The sequence below is a fragment of the Corynebacterium sp. 401_CJEI genome (genome assembly GCF_001076435.1).
Classification (GTDB): domain Bacteria; phylum Actinomycetota; class Actinomycetes; order Mycobacteriales; family Mycobacteriaceae; genus Corynebacterium; species Corynebacterium jeikeium_D.
Window position 1 is genome coordinate 162,110 of record NZ_JVIP01000001.1, and the last position, 21,358, is coordinate 183,467.

Annotated in this window: 16 protein-coding genes and 1 tRNA gene; 15 read left to right on the top strand and 2 right to left on the bottom strand. The window is 58.4% G+C overall.

Annotated features, from left to right (window positions below):
* Positions 1-48: 48 nt before the first annotated feature.
* From ADM64_RS00725 to ADM64_RS00765, 9 genes are all read left to right on the top strand, one after another.
* Positions 49-765 (top strand): ABC transporter ATP-binding protein, encoded by a 717-nt coding sequence (locus ADM64_RS00725; protein WP_049192880.1) that lies wholly within the window; start codon positions 49-51, stop codon positions 763-765.
* Entirely contained in the window at positions 762-2,198 is a 1,437-nt protein-coding gene (locus ADM64_RS00730; RefSeq protein ID WP_049192881.1) for an FtsX-like permease family protein, read from the top strand. The genes ADM64_RS00725 and ADM64_RS00730 overlap by 4 nt, the downstream gene beginning before the upstream one ends.
* A gap of 169 nt (positions 2,199-2,367) precedes the next feature.
* Positions 2,368-3,642: a PhoH family protein gene (locus ADM64_RS00735; protein ID WP_042388806.1), complete on the top strand. Its 1,275-nt coding sequence runs from the start codon at positions 2,368-2,370 to the stop codon at positions 3,640-3,642.
* Positions 3,643-3,739: 97 nt separating this feature from the next.
* Positions 3,740-4,876, top strand: coding sequence for an ABC transporter ATP-binding protein (locus ADM64_RS00740; RefSeq protein ID WP_049192882.1), 1,137 nt, complete (start codon positions 3,740-3,742; stop codon positions 4,874-4,876).
* Positions 4,877-4,957: 81 nt separating this feature from the next.
* Positions 4,958-6,169, top strand: coding sequence for a DUF4032 domain-containing protein (locus ADM64_RS00745; protein WP_172620277.1), 1,212 nt, complete (start codon positions 4,958-4,960; stop codon positions 6,167-6,169).
* Between the two features lie 525 nt (positions 6,170-6,694).
* Positions 6,695-7,978, top strand: coding sequence for an ABC transporter substrate-binding protein (locus ADM64_RS00750; protein ID WP_088611979.1), 1,284 nt, complete (start codon positions 6,695-6,697; stop codon positions 7,976-7,978).
* Positions 7,979-8,157: 179 nt separating this feature from the next.
* A complete protein-coding gene (locus ADM64_RS00755) occupies positions 8,158-9,003 on the top strand; it encodes a carbohydrate ABC transporter permease (RefSeq protein ID WP_016423090.1) in 846 nt (281 codons plus the stop codon).
* A gap of 18 nt (positions 9,004-9,021) precedes the next feature.
* Positions 9,022-9,918, top strand: coding sequence for a carbohydrate ABC transporter permease (locus ADM64_RS00760; protein WP_042389412.1), 897 nt, complete (start codon positions 9,022-9,024; stop codon positions 9,916-9,918).
* A 115-nt stretch (positions 9,919-10,033) separates the two neighbouring features.
* A complete protein-coding gene (locus tag ADM64_RS00765; protein ID WP_049189607.1) occupies positions 10,034-10,666 on the top strand; it encodes a DUF624 domain-containing protein in 633 nt (210 codons plus the stop codon).
* Positions 10,667-10,753: 87 nt separating this feature from the next.
* Here the strand turns inward: ADM64_RS00765 and ADM64_RS00770 are convergent, their stop codons facing one another.
* Positions 10,754-11,758, bottom strand: coding sequence for a PfkB family carbohydrate kinase (locus ADM64_RS00770; protein WP_049189606.1), 1,005 nt, complete (start codon positions 11,756-11,758; stop codon positions 10,754-10,756).
* Positions 11,759-11,852: 94 nt separating this feature from the next.
* Here ADM64_RS00770 and ADM64_RS00775 point away from each other — a divergent pair, with 94 nt between their 5' ends.
* The 3 genes from ADM64_RS00775 (at position 11,853) to ADM64_RS00785 (ending at position 16,296) form a co-directional block, all read left to right on the top strand.
* A complete protein-coding gene (locus ADM64_RS00775) occupies positions 11,853-12,419 on the top strand; it encodes a thymidine kinase (RefSeq protein WP_048732776.1) in 567 nt (188 codons plus the stop codon).
* Positions 12,420-12,916: 497 nt separating this feature from the next.
* Complete coding sequence (locus ADM64_RS00780; RefSeq protein WP_160310019.1) at positions 12,917-14,605, top strand: ABC transporter ATP-binding protein; 1,689 nt, start codon at positions 12,917-12,919, stop codon at positions 14,603-14,605.
* Entirely contained in the window at positions 14,602-16,296 is a 1,695-nt protein-coding gene (locus ADM64_RS00785) for an ABC transporter ATP-binding protein (RefSeq protein WP_049189604.1), read from the top strand. The genes ADM64_RS00780 and ADM64_RS00785 overlap by 4 nt, the downstream gene beginning before the upstream one ends.
* Positions 16,297-16,600: 304 nt before the next feature.
* On the opposite strand, the gene ADM64_RS00790 is transcribed toward ADM64_RS00785, so the two are convergent.
* A tRNA-Ile gene (locus ADM64_RS00790) sits at positions 16,601-16,674 on the bottom strand.
* Between the two features lie 281 nt (positions 16,675-16,955).
* On the opposite strand from ADM64_RS00790, the gene ADM64_RS00795 reads away from it, so the two are divergent.
* The 3 genes from ADM64_RS00795 (at position 16,956) to ADM64_RS00805 (ending at position 21,164) form a co-directional block, all read left to right on the top strand.
* Positions 16,956-18,599 carry a DHA2 family efflux MFS transporter permease subunit gene (locus ADM64_RS00795; RefSeq protein ID WP_080969555.1) on the top strand — a complete coding sequence of 548 codons (1,644 nt, stop codon included), beginning with the start codon at positions 16,956-16,958 and terminating at the stop codon, positions 18,597-18,599.
* A gap of 317 nt (positions 18,600-18,916) precedes the next feature.
* Entirely contained in the window at positions 18,917-20,299 is a 1,383-nt protein-coding gene (locus ADM64_RS00800; RefSeq protein ID WP_016423084.1) for a dicarboxylate/amino acid:cation symporter, read from the top strand.
* 10 nt (positions 20,300-20,309) lie between these two features.
* The gene (locus ADM64_RS00805) at positions 20,310-21,164 is read left to right on the top strand and encodes a serine hydrolase domain-containing protein (RefSeq protein ID WP_049189602.1); all 855 of its coding nucleotides are present in this window, start codon (positions 20,310-20,312) and stop codon (positions 21,162-21,164) included.
* Positions 21,165-21,358 lie beyond the last annotated feature (194 nt).

Here is a 21,358-nt window from a genome sequence, read left to right on the forward strand (position 1 = left end):
AAGTGGGCACGGTGTTGAAATCGCCTCCGTGCGAGTGAAATGAGTGCCATGACAGACAACAACAGCCCAAGAAACGCACGACTTTGTATTCGTGACATCACTAAGTCCTACAATTCCGCTCCCGTTCTCACCGGCATTTCGCTGACCATTGAGCCCGGCGAAACCGTTGCAGTCATGGGACCGTCAGGTTCTGGTAAGTCCACGCTGCTGCACTGCATGTCCGGCGTGTTGCTGCCGGACGACGGCGACGTCATCTTCGGTGACACAAAGATCAATTCGCTTTCTGACGCCGACCGCTCCGCCCTCCGCCTGCACGACTTCGGCTTCGTTTTCCAAGATGGCCAGCTCCTTCCCGAGCTGACTGCCAGGGAAAACGTTGCTCTGCCAATGATTCTGCAGGGCAAGAAGCGCTCGAAGTCACTCGCGCTTGCCGACGATGTCCTCAACCGCCTGGGGCTCAAGGACCTCACGCGCCGTCGCCCAGGACAGATGTCCGGCGGTCAAGCACAACGTGTGGCAATTGCCCGCGCGATGGCCGGCGAGCCAGGTGTCATCTTCGCCGATGAGCCGACTGGCGCGCTGGACCAGTCCACAGGCCATGAGGTCATGCAGCAGCTCACCGCGTTGGTGGAGCAGACTGGCACGACATTGGTGATGGTCACGCACGATGTGAAGGTGGCCGACTGGTGTCGTCGACGTGTGGAGATCCGCGATGGCCTGATTCACGACGACCGCATGCTGGCAGGAGCGGAGGTTACAAAGTGAGCACCGTAACTGAAGCAACAAAACCCCAGAGAATTCCTACCGGCGCACTAGCGGACTTGAGCACGCGGCTGCAGCGCGCCGGGCGTGAATCCCATTCGGGAAACGGCTGGCTGTCCGCATTGTCCGTGGTGGCCATGACCGTGAGTACCTGGTTGGCGTTGGTCGTCGTCGGTGGCACGGCGATGTTTTACCGCCGTTGGCAGGCTGAGCCAAAGCTGCCGCCGAACCCAACACCCGAGGATTACATGAATCAAGGTCAGGGCGAGATGTACCTGCAGCTGGCACTCGTGGCCTGTGTTTTTGTGATTCCGGCAATGGTTTCGCTCGTGGCACAGTCGGCGGTGCTTGGCGCTGCAGGACGTGAGCAGCGATTGGCAACTCTGCGCTTGATTGGTCTGTCTAACGGGGCAGTTACGCGCATGGTGATTATCGAAACCCTCGTATTGGCAGCTGTAGGGCTTGTCGTGGGCACGTTGTTGTCGGTGGCCACTGCGCCATTCTGGGCGATAATCAAGTTCGACAATGACTACCTGGATACCTGGGACATGTTGCTGCCCTGGTGGTGCTACCCGCTGGTCTGGGTTGCCGTGGTGCTCCTCGCACTCTTTGCCGCTGTGGTCGGTTTGCGAAGGGTGATGATTTCACCACTCGGCGTTAGCCGCAAGGAAGTGCCCAAGTCGATGAAGGCTTGGCGCATGATTGTGGCCGTTGTTATCGGTGCGATCGTCCTATACGTGATTGCCAACTCCAATATCGCGGGTGGAACCGTCACTGCCACGCTTGGTGTCGCAGCGATGATGTACCTGATGGTCTGGGCAATTGGCCTGGTGGCGCCTTTCTTTATCCAGCTTGTTGCCCGCATCTCCAGCTTCTTCGGTACTTCAAGTGATTTTGTGGCGACGCGACGAGTCGCGACTAACGCTAAGGAATCGTGGCGTCGAGTAAGTTCCATGGCCTTCCTGTCTCTGCTGCTTGGCTACACAATGATGGTGCCTGGCGAAGACAAGATTGAAGAGGTTGCAGATGTCACATTCGCGCACGATATTGCAACCGGTGTGACTATCACTTTCGTAATCGGTTTCATTCTGTTGCTGGTGTCAACGCTTTTGACTCAGGCCTCAGCCGTCTATGAAGAGGCATCGCTGACAAAGGCGCTGGACTTCATCGGGACGCCAATCAGCTTCCACCGCACGGTCACTTTCAAGCAGACATTCTTTCCCATGCTTGCGACCAGCATCTTCGGCTTTGTTATGGGTGCGCTGTTGGGAGCCACCATGTTCGGCCCGATTGCGAACGAAATCACGTTTGGTCAACGCTCACTTGTTGTTGCGCTGGCGTACCTCGTGGGAGTTGTATCAGTTGGCGCTGTGACCTTGGCGGTTGATCCGCTTCGCCACAAGTTGCTGGGTCGACAGATTCGCCATAACGACTAGTTGCCATTAAAAGGGCAGTGGAGTGGCCGGGCAGTGGTGCTCGGTGCTCGGCCAGTTCCTTAGGGTTCAACTTGAGGATTAGAGCCTGTAACCAACTGTGGTTCATCTGATAACCAAGCATTCATCTCACAACCACGTAATTTCTACCTCTGACTTTTAGCCTGAGGGCATGCGTACCTACGTGCTTGATACCTCGGTCCTGCTGTCCGATCCCCACGCCACCAAGAAGTTCGATGAGCACCAAGTTGTGCTTCCGCTGGTCGTGGTGAGTGAGTTGGAGGCCAAGCGCCACCACCCAGAGCTGGGGTGGTTCGCCCGAGAAGCGCTCCGTTTCCTCGAAGAGCTGCGTTACCGCTACGGCCACCTGGACCGGCCTGTGCCCGCCAATGATCTTGGCGGGTTTATGCATATTGAGCTCAACCACTCCGATCCCTCCATCCTTCCCGCAGGCTTCCGCACCGCCGAAAACGATCACCGCATTCTCGCTTGCGCCCTCAATCTTCAGCACGATGGCCATGATGTCGTGCTGGTCACCAAAGACATTCCGCTTCGCGTCAAGGCTGGTGCGGTCGGCTTGCCTGCCGACGATTACCGCGCCCAGGACGTCGTTCTGACTGGGTACTCGGGAATGGTGGAAGTGGACGTCGACCCGGAGGAAATTGATCGTCTCTTCGCCAATGGGTTCCTTGAGCTCGAGCAGATCCAGGATCAGCCGCTGCACTGCGGCGTGCAGCTCAGCGCTGGTAGCCAGTCTGCGCTGGCACGGGTGAGCGCCCCGGGCGTCGTCAAGCTTGTGCGGGGCGATACGGAGGCGTTTGGCCTGAAGGGGCGGTCGGCGGAGCAGCGTGTGGCGCTTGACCTGCTGTTGGATGACTCGGTGGGGATTGTGTCCCTCGGCGGCCGAGCCGGTACGGGTAAGTCGGCGCTTGCGCTGTGCGCGGGACTGGAGTCGGTGCTGGAGCGCGGACTGCATCGCCGGATTGTGGTGTTCCGTCCGCTCTACGCGGTAGGTGGTCAGAACCTTGGCTACCTGCCAGGTAGTGAGGACGAAAAGATGAACCCGTGGGCGCAGGCTGTTTACGACACCCTGGAGGGATTGGTTTCAGACAACGTGATGGATGAGATTGCCTCGCGCGACATGCTGGAGGTACTGCCACTGACACACATTCGCGGTCGTAGCCTGCATGACAGCTTCGTGATTGTCGATGAGGCACAGTCGCTGGAGCGCAACGTACTGCTGACGGTGCTGTCGCGTCTTGGTAGCAATTCCCGAGTCATCCTTACGCACGATGTGGCGCAGCGTGACAACCTGCGCGTCGGCCGCCATGACGGCGTGCAGGCGGTGATTGAAAAACTCAAGGGCAACGAGCTTTTTGCACACATCACGCTGAAGCGCTCGGAGCGCTCGAAGATTGCGGAGCTCGTTACGGGACTACTCGATTAAGAGTAAGCTTGTGAGGCAGATACGTAGGAGCTGTTCCTGCGGTTACTTTCACTCGGATCGTTCGGCACGTACCTGCCGATGAAAGGTTTGTATTCACATGGCTACTGTGACTTTTGCTGATGCCACTCGCATTTACCCTGGTGCGACGAAGCCTTCTGTGGACAAGTTCAACTTGGAAATTGCCGATGGCGAGTTCCTGGTTCTGGTGGGCCCCTCCGGTTGTGGTAAGTCCACAACACTGCGCATGCTTGCCGGTCTGGAAGAGGTCAATGAGGGCAAGATTTTCATTGGAGATCGTGATGTGACCAATGTCTCGCCCAAGGATCGCGATATTGCGATGGTCTTCCAGAACTACGCCCTGTACCCGCATATGACGGTGCGCGAGAACATGGGCTTCGCGCTCAAGATTGCTGGTGTGGACAAGGACGAGATTGACCGTCGTGTCGAAGAAGCTGCGAAGACCCTGGATCTAACTCAGTTCCTGGATCGTAAGCCTAAGGCTCTATCCGGTGGTCAGCGTCAGCGTGTGGCAATGGGGCGTGCGATTGTGCGCAAGCCGCAGGTGTTCCTGATGGACGAGCCGTTGTCGAACCTGGACGCGAAGCTGCGTGTTCAAACCCGTACTCAGATTGCGGCCATGCAGCGTCGGATGGGTGTGACCACCATGTATGTCACCCACGACCAGACTGAGGCGCTGACCATGGGCGACCGCATCGCGGTCATTAACTTCGGTGTTCTGCAGCAGGTCGGTACCCCGCGGGAACTCTACGAAACCCCGGCAAACGAATTCGTCGCGGGCTTCATTGGCTCGCCTGCGATGAACCTGGGCACGTTCAACGTCTCTAATGGTTACGCCACGTTGGGTGAGGCCAAGATTAAGCTGCCGGAAGCCACACTTGCTGCAATCGTGCCGGAGGATCAGAACCAGATTATCGTGGGCTTCCGTCCGGAGGCATTCGACCTGGTCGAGGGGCCGGGCGATGACGTCATTCCGGTGCAGGTTAACTTGGTCGAGGAATTGGGCTCCGATGCATTCATGTATGGAGACCTCGTCGGTGGCGGAGCACTGAGCTCCGGATCTTCCTCTAACCCGGACGAAGAGGAACACGGTCAGGTGGTTATTCGTACCGCCCCGCGCACCGCGCCGAAGTTGGGCTCGGTAGTTTACGGCAAGATTCGTCCGGGCATGCTGCACCTGTTCTCGAAGTCGACTGGTATGCGCCTTCCGGCCTAAACTCTTTCGTTTAGATGAAATGAGTAGCTGGTAGGGCAGTGGGACAGTAAGACAGTTTTAGGAGCCACCGTGTCGGAAACTATGAAAATAGCCGCGACAACGGTGGCTTCAAAGCTTTTGCGCCTTCCTTGGCATATACCTCTGGAACAGTGGCCAGACGATTTGTTGGCCGCCCTACCTCAGGGAATTTCGCGGCACATTGTTCGATTCGTCAACTTGGATGACCGCGTCATTGCAGTGAAAGAAATTGGTGAGTTCACTGCTCATCATGAGTATCGAATGCTGCGTGACCTGGTCAGGCTCGGTGCTCCATCGGTTCGCCCGCTCGCGGTCATTACTGGCCGCAAGGATCCAGATGGCGAACCGTTAACTGCGGCACTCGTCACAGAACATCTCGAGTATTCGCTGCCGTATCGTGCAGTTTTTTCTCAACAGGTCACCCGCGAAACTGTGGTCCGCCTGATTGACTCGCTGGTAGTCCTGCTAGTTCGGTTACATCTCCTTGGTTTTTACTGGGGCGACGTGTCGCTGTCGAACACGTTGTTTCGTCGTGACGCAGACGCTTTCTCCGCCTACCTTGTCGACGCGGAAACGGGAGATTTGCAAGGCACACTCTCAGATTCCCGCAGGCTTTACGACGTTGACGTTGCCCATACCAACATCATCGGAGAGCTCATGGATCTGCAGGCCGGCGGATTCCTCGATCCTGAGTTGGACGTAATTGCGGTGGGTAGGCGCATTATTGAGCGTTATGAGGACCTGTGGCAAGAGCTGACGGGGGAAGAATCTATTGGTGTTGAGGAGCCTTGGCTTGTCGATGAGCGGATTCGCAGGCTCAACGACCTCGGTTTCGATGTTGGCGAGCTGAAAGTCACCAGTGATGGTGGCCGCGTTGTGTTCCGACCACGAGTGGTTGACGCAGGGCATCACCATAGGCAGTTAATGCGACTGACGGGGTTGGATGTTCAAGAACGGCAAGCGAGGCGGATGCTCAATAGTATGCAGACCTTTCGGTTGGCGGAAGGTCTTGAAGGGGTTCCGCTAGAGCAGGTTGCGCACCGATGGCTGCGTGAAGTTTTCGAGGCCACAATCCTGGCTGTGCCCGAGGGGCTGCGTGGAAGGCTGCAGGATGCGCAGGTTTTCCACGAGGTCTTGGAGCATCGCTGGTACATGGCAGAAAAACGCCGTGCGGATGTGCCGCTTCAAGAAGCGGTGCAGAGCTACGTAGACCGAGTGTTGCCCGGGCATCGCGACGAGTCCGTATATCTTCCGGCGAGCGATGAGGTCGAGTAGCTCTCTAGAAGCAGACTGTCGAGCGTACGATTATTTCAAAAGTGACAAGTAAACGACTCGCCAGGATATTATAAAAATATACATTCACGCCAAACAGGGGTGCTTTTGGTGGTCGGGTGGTTGTCGGGTCTGCGTGTGATTGTCGCGGCCAGGTGCTTACTTTGGTGCCGGTAGGCGGCTCTGTTCAGCGAAAACAGCTCGAAAACAGCTCAAATTCTAGGTGTGCTTTCGAGAGCTTTTGCTATTTTTCTCCTTTGCATTTGTTCACAGCTGGCTGAAGGCCAACCTAAATTGGTTTTGGTCAAGTAAGATTTTGGTGAGACCGAATACCCGCGTGGGTGGCGTCGAAGTTCGCATGAAAGGCTACTTCTAGCCGCAGGGCGGGATAATCCAATTAGGCCACGGCTGCTGGCAAATATTCGTCCGAATTGCTCGGAGGATGCCATTGAAGTGGCCTTTCTTCTCAAGGGAGAAAATATAGTGAAGAACTTCAAGCGCCTTTCAGCTCTGTGTGCAGCAGGCCTGATGGCAACCGCTGGTTTGGTTGCGTGCTCGAGTGATGATGCGGTTGCAGATGGTGGTGTCTACTTCCTTAACTTCAAGCCGGAGCAGGATGCCGCATATCAGAAGATTGCGAAGGCATACACTGACAAGACTGGTGTCCAGGTCAAGGTCGTTACTGCTGCTTCGAATTCCTATGAGCAAACTCTGAAGGCCGAGATTGGTAAAAAGGACGCGCCAACACTGTTCCAAGTCAATGGTCCGGCGGGCCTGCGTACTTGGCAGGAATACATGGCAGACATGTCTGACACTGAGATCGCACAAAACCTCAACGAGGGCATCGAGCCGCTGAAGGGCGAGGACGGCAAGGTATACGGCGTCCCGTTTGCAGTCGAGGGGTTTGGCCTGATCTATAACGAAGAGATCATGGACAAGTACTTCGCGCTGCCCGATGCCAAGGCCAAGAGCATCGACGAGATTAAGGCCTTCGGAAAGCTGAAGGAAGTTGCTGAGGACATGCAGGCCAAGAAGGACAAGCTGGGGATTTCCGGCACCTTCGCTTCCACCTCGCTTGCATCCGGTGAGGATTGGCGCTGGCAGACACACTTGGCCAACGGACCGGTTCATTATGAATTCGAGGACCTTGGCACCAAGGAAACCGCTGATGTGAAGTTCAAGTACAACAAGGAGTTCAAGAACCTCTTTGATCTGTACCTGAATAACTCCACTGTCGAAAAGACTCTGGCCCCGTCGAAGGCTGTGTCCGACTCGATGGCGGAATTCGCCCAGGGCAAGGCCGCTATGGTTCAGAATGGCAACTGGGCATGGTCCCAGATCAACGATGTCTCCGGCAACGTGGTCAAGCAGGACAAGATTAAGTTCATGCCTATGTACATGGGCCTGAAGGACGAGGATAAGACCGGCATCTCGGTTGGTACTGAGAACTACCTGACGGTCAACTCCAAGGCTTCGGAGGCTTCCCAAAAGGCAACGAAGGACTTCGTCAATTGGCTGTTCAACACCGATGAGGGCAAGAAGTACGTCGTCGAGGATCTCGGATTCATCGCTCCGTTCCAGAACTTCACTGAAGCCGACACTCCGAATGACCCGCTGGCCAAGGAAGTGGCCGCAGCAATTGAGAACGAGGACCTGACCACCATCCCGTGGGACTTTCAGTACTTCCCGTCGCAGCAGTTCAAGGATGATTTTGGCGCAGCGCTGGCGCAGTACGCTTCCGGAAAGATGCCGTGGGACAAGGTTGTCGAGACTTTCGCCGACAGCTGGAATGCGGAATCTCCGAACAATTAAATACCAGCAAATCAATGGTGATCCATTCCATCGGTGAGTGTGAAGCGAAAGCTTCTCGCGCATGAACAACCGACGGAATGAGTTCATCCAATGGCAAGGCGGAGCTCGGGGCTCGGTGACCTGTTAAACCGGTCTCGAGGCACCGGGCTCCGCCTTTAGCTTTAGGAGCGGTGTTGTAGATGCAAGCAACATTGAAAAAGTATTTCCCAATTTTCGTGCTACCCACGCTGATTGCCTTTGCAATCGCGTTCCTGGTGCCGTTCGTTATCGGTTTCTTCCTATCATTTACTGACTTCACAACCATCACTAATGCGCAGTGGGTTGGTATCGAGAACTACCAGAAGGCCTTTAGTGAGCGCGAGGGCTTCGTCGCCTCCTTCGGATTCACTCTCATGGTGGTTGTTGTTTCCATCATTACTGTGAACTTGTTCGCGTTCTGGATCGCATGGATTCTGACGCGCAAGCTGAAGGGCACGAACTTCTTCCGCACAGTCTTCTTCATGCCGAACCTTATCGGTGGCATCGTGCTCGGTTATACCTGGCAGTCGATGATTAACGCCGTGCTGGCATCGTACGGTACGACGATTGTGTCCGACTGGAAGTTCGGTTACGCCGGTCTGATCATCCTCATCAACTGGCAGCTGGTCGGTTACATGATGATTATCTATATTGCCGGTCTGCAGAATGTCCCACCGGAGCTCATCGAAGCTGCGGAGATTGATGGCGCCGGACGCTGGGAGATTCTGCGGCACGTTACTATCCCGATGGTCATGCCATCGATTACCATTTGCCTCTTCTTGACTCTGTCGAACACTTTCAAACTCTTCGATCAAAACTTGGCCCTGACCAATGGTGCGCCGGGTTCAGAGACAGAAATGGTTGCTCTGAACATCGTCAACACCATGTTCAACCGAATTGGTGTGGAGGGCGTTGGTCAAGCCAAGGCAGTAATATTCGTCGTCGTGGTCGTAGCGATCGCGATGCTGCAGCTGCGTGCTACTCGCAGCAAGGAAGTGGAGGCATAAATGTCTGTCGACGCTGCAATGACCACTGAAACGGCCACCAAGCTCCCCAAGGCCAAGCCCGCTAAGCAGGACGAGGCCAAGGTGGGAGGCGTATCTAAGGTCATCATCTACGCGATTCTGGTGTTTTTGACCGTCGTGTTCTTGGGGCCAATCGCGTTCATTATCTTCAACTCGTTCAAGTCCAAGTTCGCAATTTCAGATAACCCCTTCCAGCTGCCACTAGGTGACATGTGGGTCGGGTTCGAAAACTACGCCGTCGGCCTGATGAAGGAGGGCTTCGGCTGGGCGATCGTGTGGTCCTTTGTCATCACGATCCTCTCGGTTATTGCGATTGTGTTCTTCTCTGCGATGACGGCTTACTACATCACGCGAGTGAAGACGTGGTGGACCTCGCTGCTGTATTACCTGTTTGTGTTCTCGATGGTCATCCCGTTCCAGATGGTGATGTTCCCGACCGTCAAGATCGCCGACATGCTGCATTTGAACAACCCAATCGGCATCGTGGTTCTCTACTTGGGCTTTGGCTCCGGCTTGTCGGTCTTCATGTTTGCCGGCTTCATCAAGTCCATCCCGATTGACATCGAGGAAGCCGCGATGATTGATGGCGCATCTCCGATGCAGAACTACTTCCGCATCGTTTTGCCCATGCTCAAGCCGACTGCAGTGACTGTCGCCATTCTGAACGCTATGTGGGTATGGAACGACTACCTGCTGCCGTACCTGGTCATTGGCCTGTCTACTAAGTACAAGACCATCCCGGTTGTCGTGCAGAGCTTCGTTGGCTCCAACGGTAACCGTGACCTTGGCGCGATGATGGCAATGCTGGTGCTCGCAATCATTCCGATTGTGATTTTCTACGTCGCCACCCAGAAGCACATTATCGAGGGTGTTGCTGCGGGTGCCGTTAAGGGATAGCTGCCTAAGCGTTAGCGCATAGGACGCCAAGCACCGCGTTTTACGAAAGCGAAAGCCTCAACCGCGTAGGTTGAGGCTTTCGTCTGTTAATCAGCCTTTATTAGGATATGAACCCGTGGATAGATTTTTCAGCACCGATACAAAGTTCTACGCAGCCTGGTCGCTGTTAGCAGACCTTGTAATCATCAACCTGCTGATGATCGTCGCATCCATCCCGATAGTCACTGCAGGCGCCGCAACTCGCGCTGGGGTAGTGGTCGCTCGCGACATGGTCCGTGACGAAGGCTCAAGGCCCGTACGGCGCTTCTTGCGCGCACTGTTGGACAATTGGCGCACACCAACCGTGTGGTGGCTATTCACCTTGGTTCTCGCCAGTGGCATTGGCTATGAGTTTTACGTTATCTCCCGCGCGGACCTCGGCACTGTCGGCCTGATCTTCGCCGCAGGAGTTACCTCCGGGGCGCTAATCCTGCTGGGAATTACCGCGTGGGTCTACTCGCTGTGCTCGCTTTCCGACGGTCAGTCGTCGCTACGCCGAACCCTGGCAACGGCCACCAGCATGACCGTCAAAAACCTGCCGCGGACTGCGCTCGCAGTTTTGGCGCTTCTCATCGTGCCCGCGGCCATATTCTTTTTCCCGGCGAAAATCTACGCGATTGCTACCTATGTCTTCCTCATCGGGTACGCGTTGAGTTGGTACTTGGTGATGCTGGCGCTTGAGCCCGTTCTGCCAGACAATGCTGGGTAGGTTTTCCCACTGGCCCCACTGGCTCCACTGGCCCGACTGGCACTGACTTAATCGGCGCCAGCTCGCGCACCAAGTCGTTGACGACCCTTAGCCCTCGTACTCTTTCACAGAGGGAAAATCCTCCGCCTCGACCATCTCCAGCAGTTTTTCGCGGCGCACAAAAGCGGAGCATGCGCCGACGGCCTGTACGGCTGCCGCACCTGCTGCGGTGGCCAGGGGGACGGCGTCGTAAAGCGAGGTGCCCTTAGCCAGTTCCGCGGTAAGCGTGCCGACGAACGCATCACCGGAGCCAGTGCCGTCGACAATCTTCTCCTCTGGCAGCTTAAGCGCGGGGTGCTCGTAGATTGTCGGCTCGTCGTCGAGACCGTCGGAGTGCTGTGCGAAGAGACAGCCGTGGTCGCCCCGGAGCATGACGACACTGGGGCAGTACTGCAGAAGTGCCTCGAGCTGTGCGCGGTAGTCGGTAGCGCGGATGCCCTCGGCGATGTCCAGGCGACGGATTGTTTCCCAGGCGCCCTTCATGTTGACGATCAGCGGATCTGCATGGTCAATCAGCGCAGGTGTAACGGTTACGACCGGATTGAGGTTCAGTACCAGACGCGCGCTGTACATGGATGCGACGGACGCGATGGCCTCAGTTGCTTCCGGAAGTAGCTCGCCTTGCGCGAGCACGACATCCGCTGATGCGAACTCGTCGACGAAATCGGTGGGGTCGGTTAGCGCATCGGCACCGCGCTGGACAAAAATCACCGGGCGACCCTTGCGGTTCGTTGCGACGAAAGCGCTGCCGGTCGGCAAATCCCAGGAAGTCTGAATGGAGTGGACATCTACGCCGTGTGCGTTGAGTTCCTCGACCACGAAATCCGCTGCGCGGTCCTCGCCAACAGTTCCGGCCATAATCGCACGGACACCGTCATAAGCGATAGCAACGGCCTGGTTGGCGCCCTTGCCGCCCAGCATATTCGTGCCGTCATCAACGATGAGCGTGCCACCTTCTGCGGGTACGCTATCGACCTGTACCAGGGTATCTAGGTGGATAGATCCACATACAACAACTGTTGGATTCTCATTCAGGTCAGGAATCGGCTGCATAAAAATATAGGATAGTCGGGAATTCAAATCCGTGTTGGCGGCCCGAGTTTACAGCCGTCAGAGCCTGCGAATCGATGCCCTACAATCGATGGCTATGGCAAAACTGTACTTCCGCTACGGAACCATGAACAGCGGAAAATCCATCGAGGTCCTCCGCGTCGCCCACAACTACCGCGAGCGCGACATGCGACCGTTGATCGCCAAGCCGGCCGTGGATACTTTGGCTGACGGTGATGTGCACTCCCGCATCGGAATCGCGGAACGCGCGCACCTCATCCACGATGGCGATGACCTTTCCTCGCTTGCCGACGGCTACGATTGCCTGATTATCGATGAGGCACAGTTTCTTACCCCTGACCAGGTCGATCAGTTGCTGGGAATTACCCTTCGCGGTACTCCGGTGCTCTGCTACGGTCTGCGTACCGACTTTCGCACGCATGCCTTCCCAGGCTCCCAGCGCTTGCTCGAAGTTGCCCACACCATTGAGGAAATCAAGACAATTTGCACCTGTGGGCAGAAGGCCATCTTTACTGCACGGTTGAATCCGGACGGCAGCATTATCCTCGACGGCGAAACCGTGGAAATTGAGGCACTCGAAGCGCCGAAGTACATCTCCCTATGCGCCAGCTGCTACAACCGGATGTCGGGGAAGTGGGCGTGAGCTGCCTAGGGTAGTCCCGGGAGCTAGGAGTGGGACAAGAAAACGGGCGAAGAGGAAAAGGGACAAAAAGGGAATAGCCCCGGCAGTCGATGAACTAGCCCCCTTAACCTCCAACCCTGCCCAAAGACCGAACGCTTCGGGTGTTACTCGAAACTCACCATGGTGTCGTCAAATACGTGCTCTAAACACAAAGCGCCTACACGGGGCTTGACCTCTACGGACACCTGAGCTTCTTCAGTCACACCGCGATGTCCTCGGCGGTACCGGCTGTCCACCGCTCATGGCTGTGGGTGCCTCGGAATCACCGACGTACTTACAGACGCGTTACTAGTTAGGTTAGGATAGCCTTATATAAAACAAGAGTGGTTGTCTACTGAGGAGGTAACGCAGTGTCGGACGCGACTGACGAACCCACCACGGCGCCCAAGGGGCCGACAAGTCAGCCGACGGAGGATAGTGCGAACACGGGGAAACCCGCCTGGCGCATTCTCCGCCCGGTGTCCGCCCCCATCGCCGTCGCCCTTTTGCTGCAGGTGCTCGGGAGCTTGGCCAGTGCCATTCCACTGCTGGCGTTGGTCCGGATCGTCAATGAACTACTCCTAGGCACTGACAAGGTGTGGCCAGCAGTATGGTGGTTCATCGGTGGACTCGGTGGCGCACTCGCCCTGGGGTCGCTGGCGCTGCTCATCACCCATCTGGTCGACCTGCGGCTACAGGCCGAGTTGCGCGTGCAACTGGCCGACAAGCTGAGCCGACTCCCACTGGGATGGTTCGATCAGAGCTCCTCCGGACGCGTCCGCCGCATAATCCAAGACGATGTCGCGAGCCTCCACCACCTTGTCGCCCACGCGCTGGTCGAGATCACCGCGGCGGTTCTGACACCGGTGGTCGGCGTCATCGTCGCACTGACCATCGACTGGCGACTCGGGCTGTGCTGCGTGATCAGTCCGGTGGCCTACATGGTCCTGTTCTCCGTGCTCGCGCCCGGAGACATGCGCTCTGTCATGGCCCGGATTGCCGAGTCGCTCTCCGAGGTCTCCGCCGCGGTAATCGAGTTCGTCGATGGGATCGCAGTGCTGCGCGTGTTCGGGGCTGAGGAGACTGGCTCGGCGCGCTTCACCAGGGCGTCAGACGACTTCACCTCGGAGTTCCGCACGCTTGTCACACCCCAGATGCGTGCCCACGCCATCGCTCTCACGGCCCTGGGGTTGCCGGTCGTCGCGCTGACTGTCGTCGTTCCCGGTGCTGCCATGGTCGCCGCCGGGTGGAGCGATGTCGCCGACGTCGTCGTGGTCACCATGATCGCTCTGTCGCTGCCCGCCACGCTGCTCACGGTCGGGGCCGGGCAACAACACATCAACGACGGGCTAGAAGCCGCCGGACGACTCATCACCCTTCTCGACGAGCCCGAACTCCTCGTGGCTGAACATCCCCTCGAGCCCGCCGGGACCGATGTCTCGATCGAGAACGTGACCTTCGGGTACGCGCCAGATGAGCCGGTGCTGCATGGGGTGTCGCTCACCGCACGAGAAGGATCGGTCACCGCGTTGGTCGGGGCCTCTGGCTCGGGCAAATCGACCCTCGCATCTCTCATCGCCCGCTTCCGTGACGTTGACGCCGGTGCGATCCGGATCGGCAACGTCGACGTGCGCGACATCGACCCGCACGTGCTCCATCAACACGTCGGCATCCTGCTGCAAAGCCCGAGCCTGCCTTCCATGAGCATCCGCGACAACATCGCGCTCGGGCGTCCGGGCGCGACCGACGAGGACATCCAGCACGCCGCCTCCCTAGCGGCGATCGACGCGCGGATCCGCGAACTACCCCGCGGATACGGCAGCGTTGTCGGAGAAGACGCTCGGCTCTCCGGCGGTGAGACCCAGCGCGTGGCCATCGCGCGGGCCATCCTCGCCGACCCTCACGTGCTCATACTCGACGAGGCCACCTCCGCGATCGACCCCGAGAATGAGGCCGCGATCGGGCAGGCCCTCGCCGAACTGACCCGGGGACGCACGGTCATCATGATCGCCCACCGCCTTGGCACGATCACCCACGCAGACCAGATCGTCGTCCTCGACCAAGGGCGAATCGTCGAACAAGGCGAACACGAATCCCTGCTCGCCGCCGATGGGCAGTACGCCGCGCTATGGCGCAACCAGGCCGCCGTCACGGGAGGTGCTCGATGATCACGCAGATTGAACGGATCGCTGGACAAGAAGGACGCTCAACACTCCAGCGATTCACAGCAGTGGCTGTGGCGGCCGGAGTCGCACAGGGACTGTCACTGGCATGTCTGGTCCCAGTACTGGCCCACCTGGCCCAGGAGACTTTCAGCTCGACGCTCTGGTGGTTGATCGCAATGGTGGTTTGCGCCGGCGTCCATGCCCTACTCACGGTGTGGGTCACGCGCGGGAGCGTCGATTTGACCATGTCTCTGATGTCGTCGATGCATCGCCAACTGGCGCGGCAGCTCATGCGTCTGCCGATGGGGTGGTTCGATGGCGGGTCCGCAGCCAACGCCTCACGGCTCTCGGTCCGCGGCACAATGTTCGTCGCCACCGCGATCGGCGACGTGCTTGCTCCGCTCATCGGTTACGTGGCGACTCCGTTGACTCTAGTGCTCGTGACCTTCTTCCTTGACTGGCGGCTGGGACTCTCGCTCGCCGTCGGGGTCCCGCTCGTGTACGCCTCGACTGTGCTGGCTCGCTCCTGGAGTGCCCGGGCCGACGCCCGACTCACCACCGCGGAACACCGCACGGATGCCGCGCTGCTCGACCTGGCCAAGCACCAGACGGCGCTGCGCGGGGCGCGAGTGGCAGGTTCTGGCTATGCACCCCTGGCATCTTCACTTGACCGACAACGTCGCCTCGGTATGTCGGCCCAGCTGGCCTCCGCCGCATCGATGATTGTCCAGAGTGTCGTGGTACAGACGGTCTTTGGCGCTGTGGTCACCGTGGCCGTATGGCGCAGTCTCGGCGGTGTGGACCCGCTCGTGATGATCGGTCTTATCCTGATCGTCACCCAGGTAATGGGCCCCCTCCGCACACTTTCTGAACTCGGCACGGCGCTGCGCCGCATGGATCGTGAACTCGACCAGGTGGTCAATTTGCTAGACGAGCCGGGGCTACCGGAACCCGAGCAGCCAGTCCCAGCACCGACGCATCCGCCGGAGATTGCGATTGACGCAGTGCGCTTCGGCTACGGAGACGCGATGGTGTTTGATGATCTCAATCTGACTGTTGCGCCGGGATCAGTTACTGCCATCGTCGGGCCATCCGGGTCGGGCAAGACCACGCTCACTCGCTTGATCGCCCGCTTCCATGACGTGGACGCAGGGGCCGTGCGGCTCGACGGCGTGGATGTTCGCGACATGGCCAGTGCCGATGTCCTCGGGGCAACGTCGTTGGTGTTCCAGGACGTCTATCTCCTTGACGACACCCTGCGCGCGAACGTGTTGCTCGGTCGTCCAGAAGCCACGGACGCCGAGGTGAACGCCGCCGCGAAAATAGCTCGGGTCGACGAGATCGTCGATCGCTTGCCACAAGGGTGGGCGACCCGCGTCGGTGAAGGTGGCAGACTGCTCTCGGGCGGCGAGCGGCAGCGTGTGTCAGTGGCCCGCGCTGTGTTGAAGCGAGCGCCTGTGTTACTGCTGGATGAGGCGACCTCATCGCTCGACGCGTCCGCCGCCGTGGCTGTGCAGGAGGCACTGCGCGAACTCAGCGGATTGGCGACAGTGCTAGTAATCGCGCATCAGGAGCACACGTTGGCGGCTGCCGATCAGGTCGTTATGTTGGACGGCGGGCGCGTGGCCGCAGCGGGGACGCATGAGGATTTGCTAGATTCGTCGCCGGCCTATGCCCGGCTGTGGGCTCGATAGTGATAGCTAACTCGGTAACCCAAGTCAGGCGTGCCGAACGCCCGCAATGGGGGACCGAGCGGTCTTCCAGGGCTCGACACATCATCGACCCAACGGCCAACTACCAAAAGAAAACCAACATAGAGCACTTCGCCCCACGCCGCTCACCACCCACCTGCCGGAGTAACCCCACCGCCTAAAAGTGTCAACAATGTCATGAGACATCTTGGCAAGCAGGTTGCGAGACAGCAGCCCCCAAAATCGGCGCTGGGAAGCGGAAACGTCCCACAGCACACTGTCAAGAATGCTGCGAGACTTCACATCGTGCCCCCAGCAGGGCTCGAACCTGCGACAAAAGGATTATGAGTCCTCTGCTCTAACCGACTGAGCTATAGGGGCAAGGATTTGGCACTGTGAAGTGGTAATTAAGCACTATGAACCAATGCCCAAAACCTCATAGCATCATAGCAATCTGCCACCGTGCGGTGATAAAAGCCCTATAGCCAGCGACTCTGGGAGCAGTTACACAGGCCCAATGAATCTGTCCCTCGTTCTCAATGACCTCATCTCCCGGGCGGGATGAAGCAAGCTGCCTCCCCATCCTCAACGAACCAAAGCCCCCGCAAAGTTACGACTTTCGGTTGATGAATCAGTGCTTGGACACTTCTAGCATTAATCCTATGAGTACAAAACCTCCCTTGAGCAGCGCCGACGTCTCAGCCGACGCACAAGCCGGTGCCACAGCGAAAGCGAAGGGCACCCCCGTCATGGCAATCGCCAACGAGGATCAGATCGCTGAGTTCGCGGCCTCACCACAGCGATGGTGGGGGTTGCTCGTGCTCGCGGTTGGCCTCGGCATGATCGTCCTGGACGGCACCATCGTCGGTGTTTCATTGCCGACCATCATTTCGGAGCTGAGTCTCGACATCGTGGGCGCGCAGTGGATCACCACAATCTACTCCGTCGTTTTCGCCGCACTACTCCTGACCTCTGGCCGCGCTGGCGACCGCTTCGGCCGTCGAACGCTTTTTCTCGTCGGTCTGGTCATCTTCACGGTCGGCTCCGTCGTGGCCGCACTTTCCACAGCCTTGGCGCCACTGGTCATTGCCCGCGTCATCCAAGGCATTGGTGGCGCGTGCATTCTGCCATCAACACTGTCCAGCGTGAACGCACTATTCCGTGATAAAGATCGTGCCACCGCATTCGGCATCTGGGGTGCGGTCATGTCTGGTGCTGCAGCAGTCGGCCCACTCCTGGGTGGCGTGCTTACGCAGTTTGCTGGTTGGGAAGCTATCTTCTGGGTCAACGTGCCTATCGCCGTCGTGCTTTTCGTCCTTGCGCTGCGCTGGGTGCCGAACACCGCAGGCGATACCAATGGCGCGGGTGGCTTCGATGTCCTTGGGCTGGTGCTGTCTGGAATCGGCTTTGGCGCCGTGGTCTTCGGCATCATTCAGGGCGCCAAGATAGGGTTTGCTTTTCCCTCCGCACCCGTCGTCACGCTCTTGGTTGGTGCGGTGGTGCTTGTCGCTTTCGTGCTGTGGGAAAACGGTCGTCGGAAGAACGCGGATCCTGCGCTGTTGGACGTGTCGATGTTCTCCTACGCCACGTTCAGCTGGGGGAATACCACGGCGATGCTTGTCGCGGTGGGTGAGTTCGCGCTGGTCTTCGTGCTGCCGCTCTACCTGGTGTCGGCGATTGGCTTATCGACGATCGCAACCGGCCTGGTCCTGGCAGCAATGGCTCTCGGTGCGTTCTTCGCAGGTGCCATGGCGCGTCATCTGGCAGCTCGGATTACCCCGGCCGGTGTGGTGATTGTGGGCCTTGGTCTCGAGGTCTTTGGTTCGCTGCAGTTGGCGGCCGAAGAGCGCGTTGACCTGCCGCTGTGGCTGGTTGTGTTTGCATTGATTGTCTACGGTCTGGGTCTTGGTCTGGCATCGGCGCAGCTGACCTCGTTGGTGCTTGGTGATATTCCGGTGCGGCTGTCGGGGCAGGCATCGGCAACGCAGTCGACGATTCGGCAGATTGGTTCGGCGCTCGGTGCTGCGCTCGGTGGTATGGCGCTGACGATTGGGCTGGATCGTGAGATCGCGAAGCTGTCGCCGGGCCTGGAGCAGATGGGGCAGGGGCTGAAGGATTCCGCCGGCTCGATGCTGATTGGTCTGCGTGCGCAGGGTGCTCCCGACGGTGTGTTGGTGCCGCTGACAAATGCGTTTGCACATGCCACGCAGTTTGCGCTGTATTCCGCTGTCGGCGCGTTGACTATTGGCTTCCTCTGCTCGTTGAAGGTACTGCAGTTGCGCAGGCAGGCTGAGAAATCGAATTAGCGATGTGGAATATTCGGGTGAGGGGCCGTGTTGGAAATTGGTGTCACAACATCAATCGTGGCAGTCTTATCGTTTGTCTCTTGACCGGACTTGCTAGATAGAAATGACCAACATGAAAATGCTCACAAAGCGGCGTTGGCTCGATTACGGCCGAATCTCCACTTCCTCCTGTCGCTAAACACTTCGGGGCTTCCGCCTCGCTGCGCCTGTCTCTTCGAGGCTGAGCTCAGCGGCCTCGGATCCCGTCGCGCGCATTTGTCAGACGGCATAAGGCGCGGCACAAGTGTTTTCAGAGAAATAAAACTCCAGGAGGAAAAGTGAATAAATTTAAATGGGCGACCGGCTTCGGTGCCCAAGTTGTCTATGGCCTGATTATTGGTCTCATTTTGGGCTTCATGGCCCGCAGTACTGGCGATGACTCCTCGCTGCGCACAGCGCTCGACGAGGTCGGCAGTACCTACGTCACGCTGTTGAAGCTGCTCATCCCGCCGCTGGTGGTCACCGCGGTCGTGGTGTCGATTGCCAACCTGCGCCAGGTCGCAGGCGCAGCCAAGCTGGCTGTTTCGACACTGATTTGGTTTGCCATTACGTCCTTTGTATCGGTGGTCATCGCCATCGTGCTGGGCTTGGTCATCAAACCGGGCGTTAACTCTGGTGTGGATGCCTCGGCAGCGCAAGAGCCGAGTTCCGTGGGCTCCTGGTGGGGATTCCTGCAGAGCATTGTCCCGCAGAACTTCCTCGGCCTTGGCGTGAAGATCAGCGAATCTGACGGTGCTGTATCTGGATCGCTGAACTTCAACGTCCTGCAGCTGCTGGTCATCGCGATTGTCTTCGGTGTCGCCGCGGTGAAGGTTGGCCCGAAGGCTGAGCCATTCATCGAGTTTTCCGGCTCTCTTTTGACCATCGTGCAGAAGGTCCTGTGGTGGGTCATACGTCTGGCACCGATTGGTACCGCAGCCCTCATCGGCCACGCCGTCGCTGAGTATGGCTGGGAAGCACTCGGCAGCCTGGGCAAGTTCGCCATTGCCATCTACATTGGTCTGTTCCTGGTCATCGCAGTTGTGTACCCAGTTGTGCTGAAGATTCATGGCATTAGCCCAATCGACTTCTTCCGTCGCGTCTGGCCAGTGACCTCGCTCGGCTTCTTCACCCGTTCGTCTATGGGCGTCATGCCGGTCACTGAGCGCGTTGTCTCCCGTCGTCTGGCAGTACCGGATGAGTACGCCTCCTTCGCCGTGCCGCTGGGCGCCACCACGAAGATGGATGGTTGCGCCGCCATTTACCCGGCTATCGCGGCTATCTTCGTCTCGCAGTTCTACGGTGTGCCGTTGGACTTCACGGACTACCTGCTCATCATCTTCGTCTCCGTCATCGGTTCGGCAGCAACTGCTGGCACCACCGGCGCTACTGTCATGCTGACCCTGACTCTGTCGACCCTTGGCCTGCCACTCGCCGGCGTCGGTCTCCTGCTGGCTGTCGAGCCGATCGTGGATATGGGCCGCACTGCGGTGAACGTCACCGGTCAGGCTGTGGTCCCGTTGGTCGTCGCAAAGCGTGCGGGAATCTGGGACAAGGACGAGTGGGACGCCAGCGCCAACGCCGACCTGTCGCCAGCCGACGAGTCGGACGACGAGTCTGCAGACGCGCCTGCTGAGAAGTCCGAGTCCGCCGAAAAATCCGAGTCCGCCACGCTTGCGTAGTCTTGAGGACATGACTTCTTGGAAGCCCTCTGTTCTTGCGCAAGTTGATCAGTGGCCAGTTGACACGGTCGCGGCTGCCGTGCGTGCCGACGATGGCAGTTGGCATACCCACGGTGATAGCGGTCGCGTTTTTGAGCTCGCTAGCGTGACCAAGTTACTGGCCGCTGTGGGCATGCTTGTGGCCGTCGAGGAGGGCGCGGTGGAGCTCGACCAAGAGCTCACGCCACCCGGTCACGGCGCGACTGTGCGTCACCTTCTGGCGCACGCCGGCGGGGTGAGGTTTGCCAGCCGTGAGCTGGAAAAAGAACCAGGGGAGCGGCGCATTTACTCCTCCGCGGGCTTTGAAATCATCGCCGATGCCATCGCTGCGGAGGCAGACATGCCGTTTAGTGAATACCTGCGCCAGGCCGTGTTTGAGCCGCTGGGGATGTCAGATTCCGTGCTGGATGGATCGGCAGGGCATGGCGCGCGTAGCAGCGTCGCTAATCTCATGGCCTTCGTCGATGAGATTCTCGCCCCGACTCTTCTGCATCCCGATACCGTGACTGAGGCGTTGACGGTGCAGTTCCCGGGGCTGAATGGTGTTGTGCCTGGCTATGGTATGCAACGTCCGGCCGATTGGGGCCTGGGCTTTGAAATCTTCGGGCACCCCGATTCCAAGCAGGGGCTGTGGTTTGGTGCCTCGATGCCCAAGGATGTCGCAGGCCATTTTGGGCAAGCGGGCACATTCCTGTGGCTGCATCGTCCAACCGGACGGGCGGCAATCGCGCTGACCGACCGAGATTTCGGCGAGTGGGCAAAGCCTCTATGGGCCGACTTCAACGACGAACTCTGGAGTGAGCTGGAAGAACACGCTGAGGATTAAGGGGATGTGGAGTAAGCCGGCGTCGCTTGCGGCGCCGATTTTTCGTCTCAGCGTTAAATCACATCTGGGGGATTAAGGACAACTTGAGGGTTGCCAGCAGCCGTCTCGGAAATAACAATCATAAACACGTGCAACGTAAACCTCAGAAGTGTTGTTTTACCGCAGTGCTTTTTCTGCAGTGTGGCAAGTGTCGT